29 protein-coding genes and 2 pseudogenes are annotated in these 16,938 nt (G+C 32.8%); 19 read left to right on the forward strand and 12 right to left on the reverse strand.

What is annotated here, in order from left to right; genetic code table 11:
- Nucleotides 1–4: 4 nt before the first annotated feature.
- From ACQH2P_RS03885 to ACQH2P_RS03895, 3 genes and pseudogenes are all read left to right on the forward strand, one after another.
- Nucleotides 5–625, forward strand: a pseudogene (locus tag ACQH2P_RS03885) (septal ring lytic transglycosylase RlpA family protein); the annotation flags it as partial.
- Between the two features lie 202 nt (nt 626–827).
- A complete protein-coding gene (gene pdhA / locus ACQH2P_RS03890; RefSeq protein ID WP_425363094.1) occupies nt 828–1,805 on the forward strand; it encodes a pyruvate dehydrogenase (acetyl-transferring) E1 component subunit alpha in 978 nt (325 codons plus the stop codon).
- A gap of 11 nt (nt 1,806–1,816) precedes the next feature.
- Nucleotides 1,817–2,794 carry a pyruvate dehydrogenase complex E1 component subunit beta gene (locus tag ACQH2P_RS03895; RefSeq protein WP_425363095.1) on the forward strand — a complete coding sequence of 326 codons (978 nt, stop codon included), beginning with the start codon at nt 1,817–1,819 and terminating at the stop codon, nt 2,792–2,794.
- Between the two features lie 367 nt (nt 2,795–3,161).
- Here ACQH2P_RS03895 and ACQH2P_RS03900 read toward each other — a convergent pair whose 3' ends face one another.
- Nucleotides 3,162–3,293, reverse strand: a complete 132-nt coding sequence (locus tag ACQH2P_RS03900) for a hypothetical protein (protein ID WP_425363096.1) — start codon at nt 3,291–3,293, stop codon at nt 3,162–3,164.
- A gap of 191 nt (nt 3,294–3,484) precedes the next feature.
- On the opposite strand from ACQH2P_RS03900, the gene ACQH2P_RS03905 reads away from it, so the two are divergent.
- The 9 genes from ACQH2P_RS03905 to ACQH2P_RS03945 all read left to right on the forward strand — a co-directional run bounded on the left by ACQH2P_RS03905 (nt 3,485) and on the right by ACQH2P_RS03945 (nt 8,057).
- A complete protein-coding gene (locus ACQH2P_RS03905; RefSeq protein ID WP_425363097.1) occupies nt 3,485–3,736 on the forward strand; it encodes a type II toxin-antitoxin system Phd/YefM family antitoxin in 252 nt (83 codons plus the stop codon).
- 1 nt (nt 3,737) lies between these two features.
- Nucleotides 3,738–4,025 (forward strand): Txe/YoeB family addiction module toxin, encoded by a 288-nt coding sequence (locus tag ACQH2P_RS03910; protein WP_425363098.1) that lies wholly within the window; start codon nt 3,738–3,740, stop codon nt 4,023–4,025.
- A 176-nt stretch (nt 4,026–4,201) separates the two neighbouring features.
- Nucleotides 4,202–4,465 carry an AbrB/MazE/SpoVT family DNA-binding domain-containing protein gene (locus tag ACQH2P_RS03915; RefSeq protein ID WP_425363099.1) on the forward strand — a complete coding sequence of 88 codons (264 nt, stop codon included), beginning with the start codon at nt 4,202–4,204 and terminating at the stop codon, nt 4,463–4,465.
- The gene (locus tag ACQH2P_RS03920; RefSeq protein WP_425363100.1) at nt 4,452–4,832 is read left to right on the forward strand and encodes a type II toxin-antitoxin system VapC family toxin; all 381 of its coding nucleotides are present in this window, start codon (nt 4,452–4,454) and stop codon (nt 4,830–4,832) included. Before ACQH2P_RS03915 ends, ACQH2P_RS03920 begins: the two co-directional genes overlap by 14 nt.
- Nucleotides 4,833–4,845: 13 nt before the next feature.
- Nucleotides 4,846–5,280, forward strand: a complete 435-nt coding sequence (locus ACQH2P_RS03925) for a nucleotidyltransferase substrate binding protein (protein WP_425363101.1) — start codon at nt 4,846–4,848, stop codon at nt 5,278–5,280.
- A 9-nt stretch (nt 5,281–5,289) separates the two neighbouring features.
- On the forward strand, nt 5,290–5,637 hold the full coding sequence (locus ACQH2P_RS03930) for a nucleotidyltransferase domain-containing protein (RefSeq protein ID WP_425363102.1): 348 nt from the start codon (nt 5,290–5,292) through the stop codon (nt 5,635–5,637).
- A 774-nt stretch (nt 5,638–6,411) separates the two neighbouring features.
- Entirely contained in the window at nt 6,412–6,645 is a 234-nt protein-coding gene (locus ACQH2P_RS03935; protein ID WP_425362589.1) for a hypothetical protein, read from the forward strand.
- 30 nt (nt 6,646–6,675) lie between these two features.
- Nucleotides 6,676–6,909 carry a hypothetical protein gene (locus ACQH2P_RS03940; RefSeq protein WP_425362621.1) on the forward strand — a complete coding sequence of 78 codons (234 nt, stop codon included), beginning with the start codon at nt 6,676–6,678 and terminating at the stop codon, nt 6,907–6,909.
- Nucleotides 6,910–6,947: 38 nt separating this feature from the next.
- Complete coding sequence (locus ACQH2P_RS03945; RefSeq protein ID WP_425363103.1) at nt 6,948–8,057, forward strand: IS66 family transposase; 1,110 nt, start codon at nt 6,948–6,950, stop codon at nt 8,055–8,057.
- Here ACQH2P_RS03945 and ACQH2P_RS03950 read toward each other — a convergent pair.
- Nucleotides 8,054–8,188 (reverse strand): hypothetical protein, encoded by a 135-nt coding sequence (locus ACQH2P_RS03950; protein WP_425363104.1) that lies wholly within the window; start codon nt 8,186–8,188, stop codon nt 8,054–8,056. The two genes, ACQH2P_RS03945 and ACQH2P_RS03950, sit on opposite strands and share 4 nt — an antisense overlap.
- 157 nt (nt 8,189–8,345) lie before the next feature.
- Here ACQH2P_RS03950 and ACQH2P_RS03955 point away from each other — a divergent pair, with 157 nt between their 5' ends.
- From ACQH2P_RS03955 to ACQH2P_RS03965, 3 genes are read left to right on the forward strand one after another with little or no spacing between them, the layout of a single operon-like run.
- Complete coding sequence (locus tag ACQH2P_RS03955; RefSeq protein ID WP_425362589.1) at nt 8,346–8,579, forward strand: hypothetical protein; 234 nt, start codon at nt 8,346–8,348, stop codon at nt 8,577–8,579.
- A gap of 30 nt (nt 8,580–8,609) precedes the next feature.
- Nucleotides 8,610–8,843, forward strand: coding sequence for a hypothetical protein (locus ACQH2P_RS03960; protein ID WP_425362621.1), 234 nt, complete (start codon nt 8,610–8,612; stop codon nt 8,841–8,843).
- Between the two features lie 38 nt (nt 8,844–8,881).
- Nucleotides 8,882–9,991, forward strand: coding sequence for an IS66 family transposase (locus ACQH2P_RS03965; protein ID WP_425362670.1), 1,110 nt, complete (start codon nt 8,882–8,884; stop codon nt 9,989–9,991).
- Here the strand turns inward: ACQH2P_RS03965 and tnpB are convergent.
- The 4 genes from tnpB to ACQH2P_RS03985 form a co-directional block, all read right to left on the reverse strand.
- The gene (tnpB, locus tag ACQH2P_RS03970; RefSeq protein ID WP_425362591.1) at nt 9,988–10,341 is read right to left on the reverse strand and encodes an IS66 family insertion sequence element accessory protein TnpB; all 354 of its coding nucleotides are present in this window, start codon (nt 10,339–10,341) and stop codon (nt 9,988–9,990) included. The genes ACQH2P_RS03965 and tnpB overlap by 4 nt on opposite strands.
- A complete protein-coding gene (locus ACQH2P_RS03975; protein WP_425363105.1) occupies nt 10,329–10,577 on the reverse strand; it encodes a hypothetical protein in 249 nt (82 codons plus the stop codon). The genes tnpB and ACQH2P_RS03975 overlap by 13 nt, the downstream gene beginning before the upstream one ends.
- A protein-coding gene (locus tag ACQH2P_RS03980; protein WP_425362619.1) for an IS630 family transposase occupies nt 10,561–11,444 on the reverse strand; the annotation gives its coding sequence in 2 pieces (ribosomal slippage) (nt 10,561–11,121 and nt 11,124–11,444; 882 coding nt in all). Before ACQH2P_RS03980 ends, ACQH2P_RS03975 begins: the two co-directional genes overlap by 17 nt.
- 23 nt (nt 11,445–11,467) lie before the next feature.
- Nucleotides 11,468–11,677, reverse strand: a complete 210-nt coding sequence (locus ACQH2P_RS03985; RefSeq protein ID WP_425363106.1) for a hypothetical protein — start codon at nt 11,675–11,677, stop codon at nt 11,468–11,470.
- Nucleotides 11,678–11,743: 66 nt separating this feature from the next.
- On the opposite strand from ACQH2P_RS03985, the gene ACQH2P_RS03990 reads away from it, so the two are divergent.
- Nucleotides 11,744–11,884, forward strand: coding sequence for a hypothetical protein (locus tag ACQH2P_RS03990; RefSeq protein ID WP_425363107.1), 141 nt, complete (start codon nt 11,744–11,746; stop codon nt 11,882–11,884).
- 125 nt (nt 11,885–12,009) lie between these two features.
- On the opposite strand, the gene ACQH2P_RS03995 is transcribed toward ACQH2P_RS03990, so the two are convergent.
- Nucleotides 12,010–12,969 carry a DUF1016 N-terminal domain-containing protein gene (locus ACQH2P_RS03995; protein WP_425363108.1) on the reverse strand — a complete coding sequence of 320 codons (960 nt, stop codon included), beginning with the start codon at nt 12,967–12,969 and terminating at the stop codon, nt 12,010–12,012.
- Between the two features lie 152 nt (nt 12,970–13,121).
- Here ACQH2P_RS03995 and ACQH2P_RS04000 point away from each other — a divergent pair, with 152 nt between their 5' ends.
- Entirely contained in the window at nt 13,122–13,364 is a 243-nt protein-coding gene (locus ACQH2P_RS04000; RefSeq protein WP_425363109.1) for a hypothetical protein, read from the forward strand.
- Nucleotides 13,357–13,968, forward strand: coding sequence for a chloramphenicol phosphotransferase CPT family protein (locus ACQH2P_RS04005; RefSeq protein ID WP_425363110.1), 612 nt, complete (start codon nt 13,357–13,359; stop codon nt 13,966–13,968). Before ACQH2P_RS04000 ends, ACQH2P_RS04005 begins: the two co-directional genes overlap by 8 nt.
- Nucleotides 13,969–14,131: 163 nt before the next feature.
- On the opposite strand, the gene ACQH2P_RS04010 is transcribed toward ACQH2P_RS04005, so the two are convergent.
- The gene (locus tag ACQH2P_RS04010) at nt 14,132–14,242 is read right to left on the reverse strand and encodes an ATP-binding protein (protein ID WP_425364075.1); all 111 of its coding nucleotides are present in this window, start codon (nt 14,240–14,242) and stop codon (nt 14,132–14,134) included.
- A gap of 236 nt (nt 14,243–14,478) precedes the next feature.
- Between ACQH2P_RS04010 and ACQH2P_RS04015 the strand changes: the two genes are divergently transcribed.
- Entirely contained in the window at nt 14,479–14,760 is a 282-nt protein-coding gene (locus ACQH2P_RS04015; RefSeq protein ID WP_425363111.1) for a hypothetical protein, read from the forward strand.
- A gap of 79 nt (nt 14,761–14,839) precedes the next feature.
- On the opposite strand, the gene ACQH2P_RS04020 is transcribed toward ACQH2P_RS04015, so the two are convergent.
- The 4 genes and pseudogenes from ACQH2P_RS04020 to ACQH2P_RS04035 form a co-directional block, all read right to left on the reverse strand.
- Nucleotides 14,840–15,433, reverse strand: coding sequence for an energy-coupling factor transporter transmembrane component T family protein (locus tag ACQH2P_RS04020; RefSeq protein WP_425363112.1), 594 nt, complete (start codon nt 15,431–15,433; stop codon nt 14,840–14,842).
- Nucleotides 15,430–16,104 carry an energy-coupling factor ABC transporter ATP-binding protein gene (locus ACQH2P_RS04025; RefSeq protein WP_425363113.1) on the reverse strand — a complete coding sequence of 225 codons (675 nt, stop codon included), beginning with the start codon at nt 16,102–16,104 and terminating at the stop codon, nt 15,430–15,432. The genes ACQH2P_RS04020 and ACQH2P_RS04025 overlap by 4 nt, the downstream gene beginning before the upstream one ends.
- Before the next feature lie 38 nt (nt 16,105–16,142).
- Nucleotides 16,143–16,685 carry a biotin transporter BioY gene (locus tag ACQH2P_RS04030; protein ID WP_425363114.1) on the reverse strand — a complete coding sequence of 181 codons (543 nt, stop codon included), beginning with the start codon at nt 16,683–16,685 and terminating at the stop codon, nt 16,143–16,145.
- 78 nt (nt 16,686–16,763) lie between these two features.
- Nucleotides 16,764–16,934 (reverse strand): annotated as a pseudogene (locus ACQH2P_RS04035) (transposase); the annotation flags it as partial.
- Nucleotides 16,935–16,938 lie beyond the last annotated feature (4 nt).

Here is a 16,938-nt window from a genome sequence, read left to right on the forward strand (position 1 = left end):
ACCTATTCTTTTGTTGCTAGTTTATTGTATAGGACTTAGTGGTTGTTTTACTTCCCCAAAGACTAGGCTATATAGCAAATTATCACAGGAAGATCCTAAAAATGTTCATTATAAGGGACATTATAAGATAGGCAAAAAATATACTATCAAAGGTAAAACTTATAAGCCTAAGGAAGATGTTAATTGTAACCAAGTAGGTATGGCATCTTGGTATGGTTCCAAGCATAATTTTCATGGAAAGAAAACAGCAAATGGTGATACCTATAATAAACATATGTTAAGTGCAGCTCATCGTAGTTTACCGTTGCCTAGCTTGGTCAAAGTTACTAACTTAAGTAATAATAAATCCTTGATTCTTATGGTTAATGATCGTGGGCCTTTTAAAAAAAACCGTATTATAGATGTTTCAGAAAAATCTGCTGAAATTTTGGGATTTAAAAGACGTGGTATAGCAAAGGTTAGAGTGCAATATATGCCTAAGGAGACTAAAGAATTTTTGAGTAATATTGCTTTGAGACCTAAGGAAAATTGTATTGCACAAAAAAAAGTAGCTAATCCTAAATGTAGCATTAATTGTCATATAAAATTAGTAAATTTAAAACATAAATTGGCAGTTAATCCTTGATAATTTAAGGGCTTGAGGTTGGGGCGACACTAACAAGGCAGGGCAGTTTAAAAGTTGCAGGAAAATAACCAACGTCATTGCGAGACCACATGAGTGGTCGTAGCAATCCATTTTTGATTACTTTTTTGGATTGCTTCGTCGCTACTAAAGTAGCTCCTTGCAATGACGTTGATAAATAGTTGAGAATATAGAGGAGTTATAGATGATTGTTCCCGGGAAATATAAACTAAATAGTGTTCAATATCTCAAGTCTTATAGAAAGATATTGTTACTTAGAAGATTTGAAGAAAAATGTGGACAGTTATATGGTATGGGTCTAATAGGTGGGTTTTGTCACTTATATATTGGACAGGAAGCGATAATTACTGGTATAGATTTAGTAAAACAGATTGGTGATAATACTATTACCAGCTATAGGGATCATGCCCATATTATTTCGGCAGGAACTGAAGCAAAATATGTATTGGCAGAACTAATGGGTAAGGAGACTGGTTGTTCGAAAGGCAAGGGTGGCTCAATGCATATGTTTGACGTAGAAAACAAATTTTATGGTGGGCATGGTGTTGTAGGAGCTCAAGTACCTATAGGTACTGGACTGGCTTTTGCTGAAAAATATCGAAATACTAATAATGTGTGTTTTACTTTTTTAGGAGATGGGGCAGTTAATCAGGGGCAAGTATATGAAGCTTTTAATATGGCTGCATTATGGAATTTACCGATAGTTTATATTATTGAAAATAATCAATATTCTATGGGTACTTCAGTAGCCCGTTCTACCTTTATGACTGACCTTTACAAGAAAGGAGAATCATGTGGTATTACCGGATTTAGAGTAAATGCTATGTCGCTAGAGTCAGTATATGATTATGCTCGGCAGGCTACAGAGTTTACAAGAAATGGTGGCGGACCAATAATATTAGAAATGGATAGTTACCGTTATAGAGGACACTCAATGTCTGATCCAGCTAAATATCGTAGTAAAGAAGAAGTGGAGATGTATAAAGAACAAGATACTTTATCGCAAGTAAAAGAGATAATCCTAGACCATAAATATGCTAGTGAAGAGCAGTTGAAGGAAATTGACAAAGAAGTCAAAGATATTATTGCAGAAGCAGTTGAATTTTCAGAGAACTCAAGCCTACCGGACAAGAGAGAACTATATACTAATATTTACGTTTAATGAGTAGGAAGATGTTACAAATAACGGTACGGGAAGCTTTGCGTCAGGCAATGCAAGAAGAAATGTTGAAAGATGATAGTATCTTTATTATAGGAGAGGAAGTTGCTGAGTACCAGGGAGCATATAAGGTAACCCAAGGATTGTTAGATCAGTTTGGTGCAAAAAGAGTAATTGATACGCCAATAACAGAACATGGCTTTACTGGGGTAGCTATTGGGGCGGCTTTTTCGGGGTTACGTCCGATTGTTGAATTTATGACATTTAATTTTGCCATGCAAGCAATGGATCAAATAGTTAACTCTGCAGCTAAGACCCATTATATGTCTGGTGGAACCATTAAATGTCCGATAGTATTCCGTGGACCAAATGGGGCAGCAAGTCGAGTTGCAGCTCAACATAGCCAAAATTATGCAGCTTGTTATAGTCATATTCCGGGGTTAAAGGTAGTAGCTCCCTATAGTGCGGAAGATCACAAAGGGCTGTTAATGACTGCTATTCGTGATGACAATCCAGTGATTTTTCTAGAGAATGAAATTCTCTATGGTCATAGTTTTGAGGTTCCAGAAATAATTGAGCCTATTCCTTTCGGGCAAGCTAAGAAACTTACTGAGGGTGATGATGTCACTATAGTAACATTTTCCTTACAAGTTAAGTTGGCTTTAGATGCGGCAAATAGTTTACAGGATAATGGCATTAACTGTGAGGTAATTGACCTTAGAACGATTAAGCCTTTGGATATAGAAACTATATTGCAATCAGTCAAAAAGACTAATCGGTTAGTTGTTATAGAAGAAGGCTGGTTTTTTGCAGGGGTTGGGGCAACTATAGCTAGTATGGTAATGAGTCAGGCATTTGATTATTTAGATGCTCCTATAGAAATTATCTCGGGTAAGGATGTTCCCCTACCATATGCTGTTAATTTAGAGAAACTAGCCTTACCAACTATTGAAGACGTTATTAATGCTGTGAAGAAAGTGTGTTATGTTTAATAGACTTACCTAGGTTCTGTTGACAAAATTTAAATTATTCTATTTTGACTCTTTATTAGCTGCAAATTATAAGATTTTTTTGAAATAGGAATAACTATTCCTGCAAAAATCTTATTAATTTTCGCTTAAAAATACTCAAAATATAAACAATTTAAATTTTGTCAACAGCAATAATTTTGGCATTTTTAGGCATAATTACTATAAACCTCTAAATCATCATAATAGATATATAACACGTATATTTATATATTAGTGTTTTTATTATTCATAGTAGATATTATAAAACGACCATTTTATGATATACATTTTTAATGTTTTATGCCAAAAAATGACAGGGGAATTGATAATCTTTACTCTTTGCCTAAATTTACTTAAAGCCAAGTATAGTGAAACCTATTGAATTAGGTGATACAAACTTTGTGTCATACCTGCGAAAGCAGGTATCTAGATTCCCGCCTTCGCGGGAATGACAACTTACAATCGTTATGTTCTTTATCACCTAATCCTATGAGCATAACTATAAAGGTAAAAAATGATAAGAAGTTTTTGGATTGAATATCTAGCCGGCTCAAATTAAAGCAAACCACATTGAATTTTGAAAGTCATTTTAATTTGAGTAGGTCGTTCATTTTCTTGTTTATAATTATTATTAATTGTATATTATGTACATTATTATAATAAAAAGACATTATGCGTACATACAGCACGAATGAGGCAAGAAATAAATTTGCTGAAATAATTGATATTGCACGAAGAGAACCGGTTGCTATAGCAAAACATGGAAGAGTAGTATCAATAATACTAGCTAAAGAAGATTATGAACATTATCAAGAAATAGAAGAGCAATATTGGATGAACTATAAAACTGTTCCAGCTGAAGACTGTACAGAACAAGTAAATGCTAGAATAGAAAAACTTGAGCAAAAATTATTACATACTTAAAATGTATCAGATAATTTGGCAAGATGAAGCAAAAACGGATTTTAGTTTTTGGATAAAAAGCGATAAACTAATTATAAAACGTATAGAATCATTAATAGAAAGTATAACCAATACTCCAGAATTTGGTATAGGTAAACCTGAGAAGCTAAAACATAAATTTTCAGGATATTGGTCAAGACGCATTAACTTAGAACATCGCTTAATTTATAAAATACTCCATGACAAAAAACAAGTGTGGATACTGAGCTGCAAAGGACATTACAACCTAAATTTGAAAACTAAGTTATAACAAAATTCTACGAATGTTTGTTATAACTTAGTTTTCAAATTCAGGAATTATTGAACGGGATGATTTATAAAATTATTTTCTATAATTTTTAAAGTTCTTGAGATTTTTTACATATTGACAATCTAAAGTAAGTTATGATAACTTACTTATCAGATACATTTATTATTTAAGTGTTTATGTTTATGAGTGCGAAGGCAATTTTATCTTCAAAAGGTCAATTAGTAATTCCTAAGACATTAAGAACCAAGTTAGGGTTACATTCTGGCTCAGAGCTGGTAATCAATATAAAAAACGATGATAGTTTAGAAATTTTTTCTGTAAAGAAAAGTATTACCAGCTTTTTTGGTATGGGTAAAAGTAAAACTCAAGAGGAACCGATGTCTATTGAGGATATAGATGATGCAATTAGTAAAGCGATAGCTGAAAATGATAGGAGTTGACACCAATGTACTAGTTAAAGCCTACTTACAGGATGAGCAGGAGCTGGCAAAAGAAGCTCAAGTGTTTCTTTTAAAAATTACTCAGAAAAATTCTTTATTTATTTCTTCTTACGCTATTTTAGAATTTGCATGGGTTTTGAAAGTAAAAGGATTCTCTAGAGATAAGATATATCAAGCAATAATAACATTAACTGATTCAACTGGTATCGTTATAGGTCACAGAGAAGTAGTACTAGAAGCATTAGAAAAGTACGTAACCGGCAAAGCTGATTTTGGAGATTATATGATTTTAGTAGAAGGCGAACAAAATAAAAGTCATAAAATAAAAACCTTTGATAAACAACTTCAAAAAGAATTAATCTATTAGATGTAGGATTAATATGACTATACTTAGTAACTTAGAAAAACCTCGTTGGTTATATCGTTTTGACAATTTCAAATGTGCTTTTGCTTTATTACGTGAAGCTATATATATAATGCGAGAGCGTAAGGTAAGTCAGTTAGAACAAGAAGGAATTATTCAACGGTTCGAATATACATGGGAATTGACATGGAAAGTACTTAAAGATTATCTGGAATATAAAGGTGTTATACTGGAAACCATTACTCCAGCTGCTGTAATTAAAGCCTCAATAGCTGCTAACTTAATCAAGAATGGTGAAATATGGATGGATGCTCTAGATTCTCGTAATAAAATGTCACATACCTATGACTTCAAAAAATTTGAGAAGATTATTATAGATATTGAAAAAAATTATTATCCTGAATTAGAGAACATGAATCTAAAAATGTTAGAATTTGCAGCAGAGATGTAGAAGGTAAATATGTTTAACCATGGATTAAGCACAAAACAATTAAATACACTGCGTAGTATTTTGTTGCCCTTCTCAGAAAAAATAGATCGTGTTGGTTTATTTGGTTCACGTGCTACTGGTCTTTACCGTTCCAACTCCGATATTGACCTAGTAATTTATGGCTCACTTGATGAGAAGACCATGGATCGTATATTTACGCTACTTAATGACAGTAATTTACCGATCAAAATAGACTTGCAAGTTTATGATTTAATTACCTATTTGCCTCTTAAGGATCATATCGATAATAATATGTTGTTGTTGTTTACACATGATCAGTTTACAGATGAAGCTCAACATTTTCCTTATAATAATTAAATTATTTCTTATTAATTGGCCCACCGTAACGGAACGTGTGAAAAGCGAAATGTGTGGCTATATCCATTATAGTGATAGGCTTTATAGAGGAGGCTATTTTTTGCAAACCTATCTTCTTATTGAAAGCACTATTTCTCTGTAACCCTAATAACTTTCAGTGTTAAATAAATTGATATCTTTATTTTCTTGAGCAAAAGACTAGCTCTAAATTTAATATTTTTCACAGTAAAAAGGTGAGCGTTCACGGTTTTTCAGTTTACCATGATTTCTGATATTTTTAGTACAAATTCTTTATAGGAAAATCTACTATTACTTGAAAAGTTTACAATTAAAAGGTGTATAGGGGGTTCTTTGCGGGAAGGTACGAATTTTCTCGCAAGGGGTCTTTAAGGCTTTACTTATACTACTTACAGAGGAGCAGTTAATTATAAATTAATGGGGTGATTCAGCCTTGCCCCCCCCTTAGATCAAGGAATTCTGTCTTAAGGCAATTTTCATATTTACTTTTTTTGTACCAAAACTAATGCCAAATAATAAGTTCCTTACACATCTTTGGCGGGGTGTTAGGGAACGTGCGATTCTTTGTACCATAATAATGATTAGTATACTTGCAGCAAAACTGCATAACTCTATTAAATTTTTTTGGTAGTATGAATTTATTTTATAAATTTGGGTTCCTACTATGCAAATATCACCGATTAGTAAAAAAACTGGTTGAAAAACTATCAGTTATACTATAACATTTCAATTATTAAACGTAATGAATGAATCAAAATGAAAAAGCCAAAAGTAGCGACCTTAAGTGCTGAGGAACGAGAAGAACTAATACAACATATTAAGGCAAGTTCATTAACAGGAGATGATCAGCAAGCGGTGATAGAACTTGTGAAATTTTGTAACGAACTAATAGACAAGCTAGCATCATCAAACATCAGTATAAATAAGCTTAAGGAGATGATGATTGGTTTTAAGGCAGATAACAAAAAAAAGATAGTTCAGATTCATTAAAAGAACCACCGAGTGAATCTGATAATAAGAATGGTGGTAATGAAGAAGAGTACGATGAGTCCAAGAAGAGAGATCGCAGTAATTGGCAAGGTAAATATGGATTTGATGATTATCAGGATGCGAATACCAGCTATTTATCTCCTGAGAATTTTTGTAGTGGTGATAGCTGTCCTCACTGTGATAATGGTAAACTCTATAATAGTGAAGCTAGAAAATTGCTACAATTTACAGGTAATGCTCCAATTACAGTCAACAGATATGTAAAGAAAACGTTACGCTGTAATGCTTGCGATTATACAGTTATGAACAATAAGAATATCAACAAATGGACAAATAGTAGCAAAAGTGCAATAGTGTTACAAAAGACCTACGGTACTCCCTTCTATCGTTTATCTAGGTTGCAAAGTTTAAGCGGGGTTCCTGTATCATATAGCACTCTGTGGCAACAATATTTAGATGTTTGGCAAGAAGATGGTGGAGCTGAAATTTACAGGGTATTATTAGAAATGGCTGCCGAATGTAGTTCACTGAACCTTGATGATACTAGAGCCAGGATTTTAGAAATTACTGTAGCCAATAAAAAATTACGAGCTCAAAATAAGAAAGGACGCAGTTGTTATACCACTACTATATGTGCTAAGACTGCCAATAATGAGGTGATAGTTTTATATTTTACCGGTAATAAGCATGGCGGGGAAAATATTGGTAACGTACTAAAGAATCGTAAGAATAGGACTGATTCTATTCATTTAATGACTGATGCAAGTAACAATAATAACCCGGTATTATCAGAAGCAGATAAAGAATTACTGGCAATAATAGTGATGATCAATTGTTTGTCACATGGGCAGAGAAAATTTACAGAGAATGAACCATATTACCCTGAAGAATGCGGATATTTTCTCAAACAGACTGGTGGGATTTACCATAATGAACATCAATGTAAAGAGATGAGCCTTGAGGAAAAGCTGAAGTACCATCAGGAACATAGCAGTAAATATATAGAAAACATATATAACAAAATAGACGAATTATTTAACGACAAGAAAGTTGAGCCTAATAGTAGGTTTGGGCAAGCTATGAAATATTGGTTAAATAATAAAGAAGGTTTGACGCAATTTTTGAAAATTCCAGTTAGCAGTCTTGATAATAATTGGGCTGAGAGGTCACTACGTACCATTATTTTACAAAGGAAGAATTCATTATTCTTTAAAACAATCAATAGTGCTGAGATACATAGTGGTCTGTATAGTATAGTAAAGACTTGTAGTGAGAACGAGATCAATGCCTTTAAATATTTAAATTGGCTGCAAGAGCAGAGCAGCAAAGCAAAGAAGCATCCTACGAATTATACGCCTTTTGCCTATGCAAGATATATAAATAATACGGAATTAATCAAGACAGCAGCTTAAATGACAGGAAGCCAATCATTGGAGAGTTTGGCAGAACTAGGATCACCATTATGAATAAGAATGTGTAAGGTTCTATAGCAAATTTGATAAGATGAATTATCAGATGGGGAAAGTTTGTATACTTGCAGCAAAACTGCATAACTCTATTAAATTTTTTTGGTAGTATGAATTTATTTTATAAATTTGGGTTCCTACTATGCAAATATCACCGATTAGTAAAAAAACTGGTTGAAAAACTATCAGTTATACTATAACATTTCAATTATTAAACGTAATGAATGAATCAAAATGAAAAAGCCAAAAGTAGCGACCTTAAGTGCTGAGGAACGAGAAGAACTAATACAACATATTAAGGCAAGTTCATTAACAGGAGATGATCAGCAAGCGGTGATAGAACTTGTGAAATTTTGTAACGAACTAATAGACAAGCTAGCATCATCAAACATCAGTATAAATAAGCTTAAGGAGATGATGATTGGTTTTAAGGCAGATAACAAAAAAAAGATAGTTCAGATTCATTAAAAGAACCACCGAGTGAATCTGATAATAAGAATGGTGGTAATGAAGAAGAGTACGATGAGTCCAAGAAGAGAGATCGCAGTAATTGGCAAGGTAAATATGGATTTGATGATTATCAGGATGCGAATACCAGCTATTTATCTCCTGAGAATTTTTGTAGTGGTGATAGCTGTCCTCACTGTGATAATGGTAAACTCTATAATAGTGAAGCTAGAAAATTGCTACAATTTACAGGTAATGCTCCAATTACAGTCAACAGATATGTAAAGAAAACGTTACGCTGTAATGCTTGCGATTATACAGTTATGAACAATAAAAATATCAACAAATGGACAAATAGTAGCAAAAGTGCAATAGTGTTACAAAAGACCTACGGTACTCCCTTCTATCGTTTATCTAGGTTGCAAAGTTTAAGCGGGGTTCCTGTATCCCATAGCTCGTTGTGGCAACAATATTTAGATGTTTGGCAAGAAGGTGGTGGAGCTGAAATTTACAGGGTATTATTGGAAATGGCTGCCGAATGTAGTTCACTGAACCTTGATGATACTAGAGCCAGGATTTTAGAAATTACTGTAGCCAATAAAAAATTACGTACTCAAAATAAGAAAGGACGCAGCTGTTATACCACTACTATATGTGCTAAAACTACAAATAATGAGGTGATAGTTTTATATTTTACCGGTAATAAGCATGGCGGGGAAAATATTGGTAACGTACTAAAGAATCGTAAGAATAGGACTGATTCTATTCATTTAATGACTGATGCAAGTAACAATAATAACCCGGTATTATCAGAAGCAGATAAAGAATTACTGGCAATAATAGTGATGATCAATTGTTTGTCACATGGGCAGAGAAAATTTACAGAGAATGAACCATATTACCCTGAAGAATGCGGATATTTTCTCAAACAGACTGGTGGGATTTACCATAATGAACATCAATGTAAAGAGATGAGCCTTGAGGAAAAGCTGAAGTACCATCAGGAACATAGCAGTAAATATATAGAAAACATATATAACAAAATAGACGAATTATTTAACGACAAGAAAGTTGAGCCTAATAGTAGGTTTGGGCAAGCTATGAAATATTGGTTAAATAATAAAGAAGGTTTGACGCAATTTTTGAAAATTCCAGTTAGCAGTCTTGATAATAATTGGGCTGAGAGGTCACTACGTACCATTATTTTACAAAGGAAGAATTCATTATTCTTTAAAACAATCAATAGTGCTGAGATACATAGTGGTCTGTATAGTATAGTAAAGACTTGTAGTGAGAACGAGATCAATGCCTTTAAATATTTAAATTGGCTGCAAGAGCAGAGCAGCAAAGCAAAGAAGCATCCTACGAATTATACGCCTTTTGCCTATGCAAGATATATAAATAATACGGAATTAATCGAGACGGCAGCTTAAATGACAGGAAGCCAATCATTAGAGAGTTTGGCAGAACTAGGATCACCATTATGAATAAGAATGTGTAAGGTTCTATAACAAATCTGATAAGATGAATTATCAGATGGGGAAAGTTTTGCCGTAAATTTACCTTTGGATAGGCGTTTAGAGCATAACCAAAAGCCTTGACCATCAAAGGACAAAATTTTAATGGCAGTTCTGTTTTTATTATAGAATAAAAACAAGGAACCATTAAGAGGGTTGGAAGAAAGTTTTTGTCTGCAAACAGCTATTAAACCATCGATACCCTTACGAAAGTCGATGGCAATAGTGGCAACAAAAATAACTGACTGAGGGGTTAGTTGCAGCATAGAAATGTCTGAATTATGATTTTTGGATCCAATGTTTGGATAATAAGCTTGGTACCATTTGGTTTAATAATGTGGCAAGTGTAGTAATTTTGTTTGGGAGTAGCCACAGGATCAGTATCTATAGAATTTACTAGTTGAAATGGAAGGAAATTAATATCTTGTTGCAGTTTTGCTGCAAGTATACGTTGAATTGAACTAATTATTGTTTTATTATAGCACTTAACATATAGGTTCATACATTATTTTAAACGTTCTACAACTTGCCTCAAATACAGAAATACCTTTATCTAATAATTTTCTAATGTTATTTTTTATCGGAAACCAATGATGTTCAATAGGATTTAAATCAGGGGAATAAGGTGGTAAAAATTTTAGTTTGCAGCCAGCTTTTTCAATTAATTCTTTAGCCCTTTTGGATTTATGAAAGCTTGCATTATCAGCAATGACAACCTGTCCAGGCTTTAGCTCCGGCACAAGGCAATTTTCTATATAAGCTTCAAATACCTTACTATCACAGCTCCCAGTAAAGACTAGTGATGCGATTAAACTATTCTGATTTAACGCACCAATAAAACTTGTTCTTTCACTACGTTTTCCCGATTTACTCCCATTACAACGACTTCCTTTCATTGACCATCCATATTCATATGATTCATTATCATTTATGCCCGCTTCATCAAGATAAACACGTCTCTCTATCGGCACTTTTTCTAATTCACTGAGAAAATCTTGTCGCTTTCCTTCATCTCTTTCTTTATACGCATATGTCTTTTTTTTCGAGTAATGTTGAGTTTCTTTAAAGCTCGGCTGATAGTCATTATACTTGCAACATTATCTAATTCTTTTGCTATTTCTGTAAGCGTTAACGAGTTACCCTTTTCTACTAAATGACGCAACTCCGATAAATCAGGGATTTTATGACCATATCCTTTCTGGTATCCCTCCTTTGACTTTATATCTCCAGTTTGTTTCTTTAATCTAATCCAATCATAGATTATTGACCGACTAATTTTAAAGGTTTCGCATGTAAGTGCTACTTTCTTATATTTCTCATAATGTTCTATAACTCTAGAACGTAAATCGTAACTGTAGGGGGATGCCATATTTCTATTATATAATTTTTTTATTATTTATCATTATAACTTATTTGAATCCATATGTTAAGTGCTATAATATTGAGATGTTTGGCTATATCTTTGCAAGAATAGTGATGGAGTAGCTGGCGAACTAATTCCTTTAGATGGTTTGGTATGGGATCAAACTTGTTAGTTTTAGTTTGACGCCAGGCTTTAAATTGCTGAGCTACTTGCTCAATAGTAATTGATGGTATTTGCATAGTAGGAACCCAAATTTATAAAATAAATTTTATACTAACAAAAAAATTAGATAGAGTTATGCAGTTTTGCTGCAAGTATACAATGATTACAGTATATCCCACAGGTTTCGTTACGGTAGACTAACGCCTGTAAGTAACAAATCCTCGTATAATAATGAATGTGTTAGAACAGCATCTTCTTGTTCTAACCGATTACCAGTTAGATAAAAAATAAAATTCTCAATAACCTCAGGACCGCAATTATTGTATTTCTGCAGTACTAATTCAAATTCTTATATCTTATTCCCCGTATCTTCACCAGAGTAGACCTGTAACCATGATAGCATATAGTCTTAGCTAGCCATTTCCTTAATTTTTCTTTTATTTAAATATTTATTCAATGACAAATAATTAGGGTACCCAAGGTACTTTGCTATTTTTCTAACAGATAAGCCCATGTGTAAAAGTTCTTTCACCTTATCTATGTCCTTATCGAATTTACTTTTTTGTATAGTACCAACAGGCTTGCCAAGCTTTATGCCATTAGCTTTTTTTGCCTTTAATGCTTCTTTAGTCCTAAGACTTACCAAATCTCCTTCCAGTTCAGCAAATAGTGAGAAAAAAGTGACCATTACTTTAGAGTTCATATCATATCTATCATGGATGATTACTAAATTTTGTTTGATGGCAATTAATTTTATTTTAGCTTTTAATAAAGAAGCCGTTAGTCCAATAATTTCAGATGTACTTCTGCCGAGTCTACTAATCTCAGTTACAATAAGTATATCTGCACTATTTAATTTCTCTAAAAGCTCACTAATTCTTCTCTGCTTAGCTGTCTTATGAGATGACATATGAATTTCAATAAACTCATCAACCTTAAGATTATTGTTATTTGTATACGTTAAAATTTCATGTCGTTGGTTAGTAAGATCTTGTTTGTCAGTTGAAGCTCGGATATAAGAACCTAGTAAGGTAACATTATGATACCATGTTAATTGTGCAAGTACCTCTTGCACAAATGTAGAATCAGGATATTCCTTAGCAAATTGTCGCATATATTTAAGGTTTCGAGTGCTAAATCCTTTCATTTCAGGAAAAGCAGATATTAAATCACGACTAAGTTTGTCAATTATTTTAGCACCCCAGGCATGTTGCTCTTGACGAGTCAAAATTTCGCTACCAATATGATGATATAAAATTATCAGCTCTTTATTAACAGATTGTGCTGCTTGATAACGACTTGTAGCTACACGGGCTTTTAACTGTTCTAAAAACTCTTTATATTCTGTAGTTATAATATTTTTATCCATGGTGCTTCTATTAATTTATTGATTCCCTAACTTAATTACTATAACTTCAGTTCGGGATAATGATAACTCTTTAAAAAAATGTGGGCAAGAGTAATGTATTGAGGAATGAAAAAAAATAAGCAACCCTGCAAAAATAATGAAAATTGCTATTAGTGGAGCATAAAAATCTGTTATATTTAGTATATATAGCTAACCCGAATAAGTTGTTGATATCTCAGGCGTCATTGCGAGGAGCTACTTTAGTAGCGACGAAGCAATCCAGGAAAGTGATTAGAAATGGATTGCCACGACCACTACGTGGGTCTCGCAATGACGCCAGTTTACTATGGCTAAATGCTAGTCGGGTTAGCTATATTGTAGCAACGAGAAAGAACAGCAAGGTACCATATGAGTAAGATTATATTTTTAAACGGATGCGGTTCTGCCGGCAAAACGTCTATCGCAAAATCAATACAATATTTAAGTAAGGAGTCTTGGCTTACTTTTGGTGTAGATAGTTTTATCAATATGATACCATGCTCATATGATGATAAAGCATCTAGCGAATATTTTACCTTTGTGCCAGGAAGAAACGATCGTGGTTTAACCATGCGGGTTGAGAGTGGTATAAAAGCTGAGCAACTTTTTGGGGTAATGCCAGATTTTGCCAATCTGCTTGTAAGCCGAGGGAATAATATTATTATTGATGAAGTCTTATTTGATGATTCCTGTCTTAAATCTTACATAAAAGTCTTAAGTAGCTATATTGTCTATTTTGTCGGAGTCTTCTGTGATCTTTCCGTAATGCAGGAGCGAGAAATTCTACGCGGTGATCGGGCTATAGGTTTATCGAATGATCAAATAGACCGAGTTCACGCAAGTAGTTTGCTAGAATATGATTTAACAGTTGATACTACCTCAAGAACAGCTTTTGAAACTGCCAAACAAATCCTGGAATTTGTTGATAACAATCCTGCTCCCCAAGGTTTTATGACTATGCGTAAGAGGTTACAGTTATAATTCAATTATGGCTAACCCGAATAGTATTTAGCTGTAAATTGTAATAAACTATTGCCCCCCCTTGACCACAAAAAAAATTAGTTAATTTTGGTTAAAATTCAGATAAAATTCCCTAAAATCATTGGTAATTTTTAATTTATATAATAGTATATTATTTTAATCTTTATTCTGCATCTTTTCCTCCTCTAAAACTTTTATTACCAGTTTCTATGATTTGACAATGATGGGTTAGCCTATCGATAATTGCCTTTGTTGCCTTAGGATTACCAAATATATAGTTATGCCTATAGGATTAGGTGATAAAGAACATAATCCTATGGGCATAACTATATCGCAAAAATGTTCTGCAAAGTTCTTGACGAATTCTCTCTCTCTTAACATCACTATCTCCAAATAATAATTATTTTATTAAGAGATTCTTACGATATTACTCCACTATTTGCAAAAACTTTATTATTAACATTTCTTTACCTTTTGTTCATGAGACCGCCGTGAGTAGGAGATGTACTCTTGTTCAATAAAAATGTAATTCATAGAAGCTCTCGTCTTAAAGATGGACCTTTGGCAAAAAGGGTCGCTTTTGTTTTACGCTTTGTGGGAGTTGATTCCCGTTTTAATAAGCAGCAGGCCTTAAATATTGACTATCCCGCAAGAAAATATGGTGCTACTTTGTTTGCACAAACTCATAAACAAATGAACTTAGAGGACGGACAGCTTTTTATTGAAAGTAGCTACTTTGATAACATTGATAAGCGTATGATTAAGAAAATTCATAACGGGGTTGTGACGTAGACAATAATGGTATATATCTACCTTATATACAGAATGAATAGCAGTTGTTATTCTTCTAGATTTAATATTTACAGTTCCCTTACCAAGAACGTGATTCAATAGCTTCAGCAATATTTTCTGCTGTTTTTAGAATTTTTATAATTGTAGGAATTATAGTTGCAATAAAATTACGTTCTAAACCACGGGTACGCTGAGCTACACTTATTTCCTGAAAAATACTAACAATCACAGGAATAAATCGTATGGCAAGAGACAGGGATAGACTTATTTTCTTATGATTAATCCCAACATAAGATAATAAAATTAAAATTTCATTAAGGCTATCAACCATTTCAGATATACGTGTTGTAAGTGTTATCAATGAAGCGAAAAGTAATAATGTTGCAAATCGAATGATGACTTGTACTCCTACTATCCAATTACTGGTAAATATATGAACAAGCAAAATAATTAATATTATAATAGTAATCTGGCGTAATTGAATAAATAATTTTTGTAGTGGTATTTTAGCTATAAAATATAAAAAAAATGTAAAAAATAAGCTTATACTAAGCAAAAATAAATTAGATACTAAAAATAATCCGCTTGAAAAAACTACTAGAGAATATAGCTTAATCCTTGGGGATAAGCGATGGATAGGAGAGTTATATTGATAATAAGTATCTAAATTCATATCATCATATTTTTATATAAAGGTATAGTAATAGAAGGATGATCATCTCCAATTATTTGCCCTTGCTCAAAAACAATTACACGATCAAAATTTGATAATAATTCAAGGTCGTGAGAAATCATAATAACAACTTGCTTTAAATTTTCTATTACTTGGAAAATATTTTTTTTATTTCTTAAATCTAAAAGCGTCGTAGGCTCATCAAATACTATGTAATCAGGTTCCATCACTAATACCCCGGCAATAGCTAATAATTGTTTTTGTCCGCCACTAAGAAGATGAGATGGAGATTTACGCAAATTATGTATATTATATAAGGATAAGATTGAATTTATACTTTGCTCAATCTTATCCTTATTGTAACCAAGATTTTTTAAACCAAAAGCAAGGTCTTCTTCAACTATTGGAAAAACAATTTGATTGTCTGGATTCTGAAATACAAATCCAACTTTACGTCTTATTTCTTTACCAAATTTACGTGTATCTAAACCATCAATTGTTACAAGTCCAGTAGTAGGTAGTTTAATGCCATTAAGAAGTCTTGCAAATGTACTTTTTCCACTACCATTTGCTCCAACTATACCAATTTTTCTTTCACCTAGTATTAAACTGATATTTGATAAAATATCATAATTATTAACACTGTAATTAACATTTTCAATTTTTATCATATAGACTTTATAGCTTATACTTTAACTAATATTAAAACTTAATCTTGTATTATAGGGTAAGAACGTTTTACTACCAATGCTGTAGTAGTAGCAATAACTGCTTTAATAAGGTCTCCTGGGATAAATATCATACTTCCAATAAAAGCTTGATTTATAGAAATATTAATAATTATATTAAGCCATAAAATACCTATAATATACATAATTAGTATGCCGCCAATTATAATATATATAAAAGCACTAATATTAGTTAAATTAGACCAATTTTTTTTAAATAAAAAACCAATAACAAACGCTGCAATAGGCCATCCTAAAAGAAATCCACCACTCGGTCCTAAAATTGATCCTAAGCCTCCATGCCCACCAGCAAGAACTGGAAGACCAAGTGATACTATTCCTAGAAAAAGAATTTGAGATAAAGCACCTCTTTTAGCTCCTAAAATACTGCCAGAAAGCATAGCTCCTAGAGATTGTGCACTTATAGGAACACCAATAACAGGAATTACGATACCAGGTATGATACCTAATGCAGCCGTAATTGCAGCAAAAAGAGCTATGTAAACTATATCCTTAGTATTCATTAATTTATACCTTCAGGCTCTGTCTTTTTATTTGCGTAATTGGCTATTTAAGCCTTCTATTGTATTAGTTGTATAAATATTAAAGAAGCACTCAATTAAATGCCGTTCTTTATAAGTGTGTTTATCATATTCACGTTGTACTTTACGGTTAGACTTTGGTGGTATAACAACCTTACACTCCTTATTCTCTAAGCTTTCTACAAATGCACTACTATCATATCCTCTGTCGCCTATCACAGTCGTATTCTTAACA

Source organism: Candidatus Tisiphia endosymbiont of Hybos culiciformis (genome assembly GCF_964030975.1).
Taxonomy (GTDB): domain Bacteria; phylum Pseudomonadota; class Alphaproteobacteria; order Rickettsiales; family Rickettsiaceae; genus Tisiphia.

Bases quoted from the DNA above. Each gene is read 5' to 3' on its own strand.
- pdhA (WP_425363094.1), top strand. From the start codon at position 828: ATGATTGTTCCCGGGAAATATAAACTAAATAGTGTTCAATATCTCAAG.
- ACQH2P_RS03895 (WP_425363095.1), top strand. From the start codon at position 1,817: ATGTTACAAATAACGGTACGGGAAGCTTTGCGTCAGGCAATGCAAGAA.
- ACQH2P_RS03905 (WP_425363097.1), top strand. From the start codon at position 3,485: ATGCGTACATACAGCACGAATGAGGCAAGAAATAAATTTGCTGAAATA.
- ACQH2P_RS03910 (WP_425363098.1), top strand. From the start codon at position 3,738: ATGTATCAGATAATTTGGCAAGATGAAGCAAAAACGGATTTTAGTTTT.
- ACQH2P_RS03915 (WP_425363099.1), top strand. From the start codon at position 4,202: ATGTTTATGAGTGCGAAGGCAATTTTATCTTCAAAAGGTCAATTAGTA.
- ACQH2P_RS03920 (WP_425363100.1), top strand. From the start codon at position 4,452: ATGATAGGAGTTGACACCAATGTACTAGTTAAAGCCTACTTACAGGAT.
- ACQH2P_RS03925 (WP_425363101.1), top strand. From the start codon at position 4,846: ATGACTATACTTAGTAACTTAGAAAAACCTCGTTGGTTATATCGTTTT.
- ACQH2P_RS03930 (WP_425363102.1), top strand. From the start codon at position 5,290: ATGTTTAACCATGGATTAAGCACAAAACAATTAAATACACTGCGTAGT.
- ACQH2P_RS03935 (WP_425362589.1), top strand. From the start codon at position 6,412: ATGAAAAAGCCAAAAGTAGCGACCTTAAGTGCTGAGGAACGAGAAGAA.
- ACQH2P_RS03940 (WP_425362621.1), top strand. From the start codon at position 6,676: ATGGTGGTAATGAAGAAGAGTACGATGAGTCCAAGAAGAGAGATCGCA.
- ACQH2P_RS03945 (WP_425363103.1), top strand. From the start codon at position 6,948: ATGAACAATAAGAATATCAACAAATGGACAAATAGTAGCAAAAGTGCA.
- ACQH2P_RS03955 (WP_425362589.1), top strand. From the start codon at position 8,346: ATGAAAAAGCCAAAAGTAGCGACCTTAAGTGCTGAGGAACGAGAAGAA.
- ACQH2P_RS03960 (WP_425362621.1), top strand. From the start codon at position 8,610: ATGGTGGTAATGAAGAAGAGTACGATGAGTCCAAGAAGAGAGATCGCA.
- ACQH2P_RS03965 (WP_425362670.1), top strand. From the start codon at position 8,882: ATGAACAATAAAAATATCAACAAATGGACAAATAGTAGCAAAAGTGCA.
- tnpB (WP_425362591.1), bottom strand. From the start codon at position 10,341: ATGCTGCAACTAACCCCTCAGTCAGTTATTTTTGTTGCCACTATTGCC.
- ACQH2P_RS03975 (WP_425363105.1), bottom strand. From the start codon at position 10,577: ATGAACCTATATGTTAAGTGCTATAATAAAACAATAATTAGTTCAATT.
- ACQH2P_RS03985 (WP_425363106.1), bottom strand. From the start codon at position 11,677: ATGCAAATACCATCAATTACTATTGAGCAAGTAGCTCAGCAATTTAAA.
- ACQH2P_RS03995 (WP_425363108.1), bottom strand. From the start codon at position 12,969: ATGGATAAAAATATTATAACTACAGAATATAAAGAGTTTTTAGAACAG.
- ACQH2P_RS04005 (WP_425363110.1), top strand. From the start codon at position 13,357: ATGAGTAAGATTATATTTTTAAACGGATGCGGTTCTGCCGGCAAAACG.
- ACQH2P_RS04020 (WP_425363112.1), bottom strand. From the start codon at position 15,433: ATGAATTTAGATACTTATTATCAATATAACTCTCCTATCCATCGCTTA.
- ACQH2P_RS04025 (WP_425363113.1), bottom strand. From the start codon at position 16,104: ATGATAAAAATTGAAAATGTTAATTACAGTGTTAATAATTATGATATT.
- ACQH2P_RS04030 (WP_425363114.1), bottom strand. From the start codon at position 16,685: ATGAATACTAAGGATATAGTTTACATAGCTCTTTTTGCTGCAATTACG.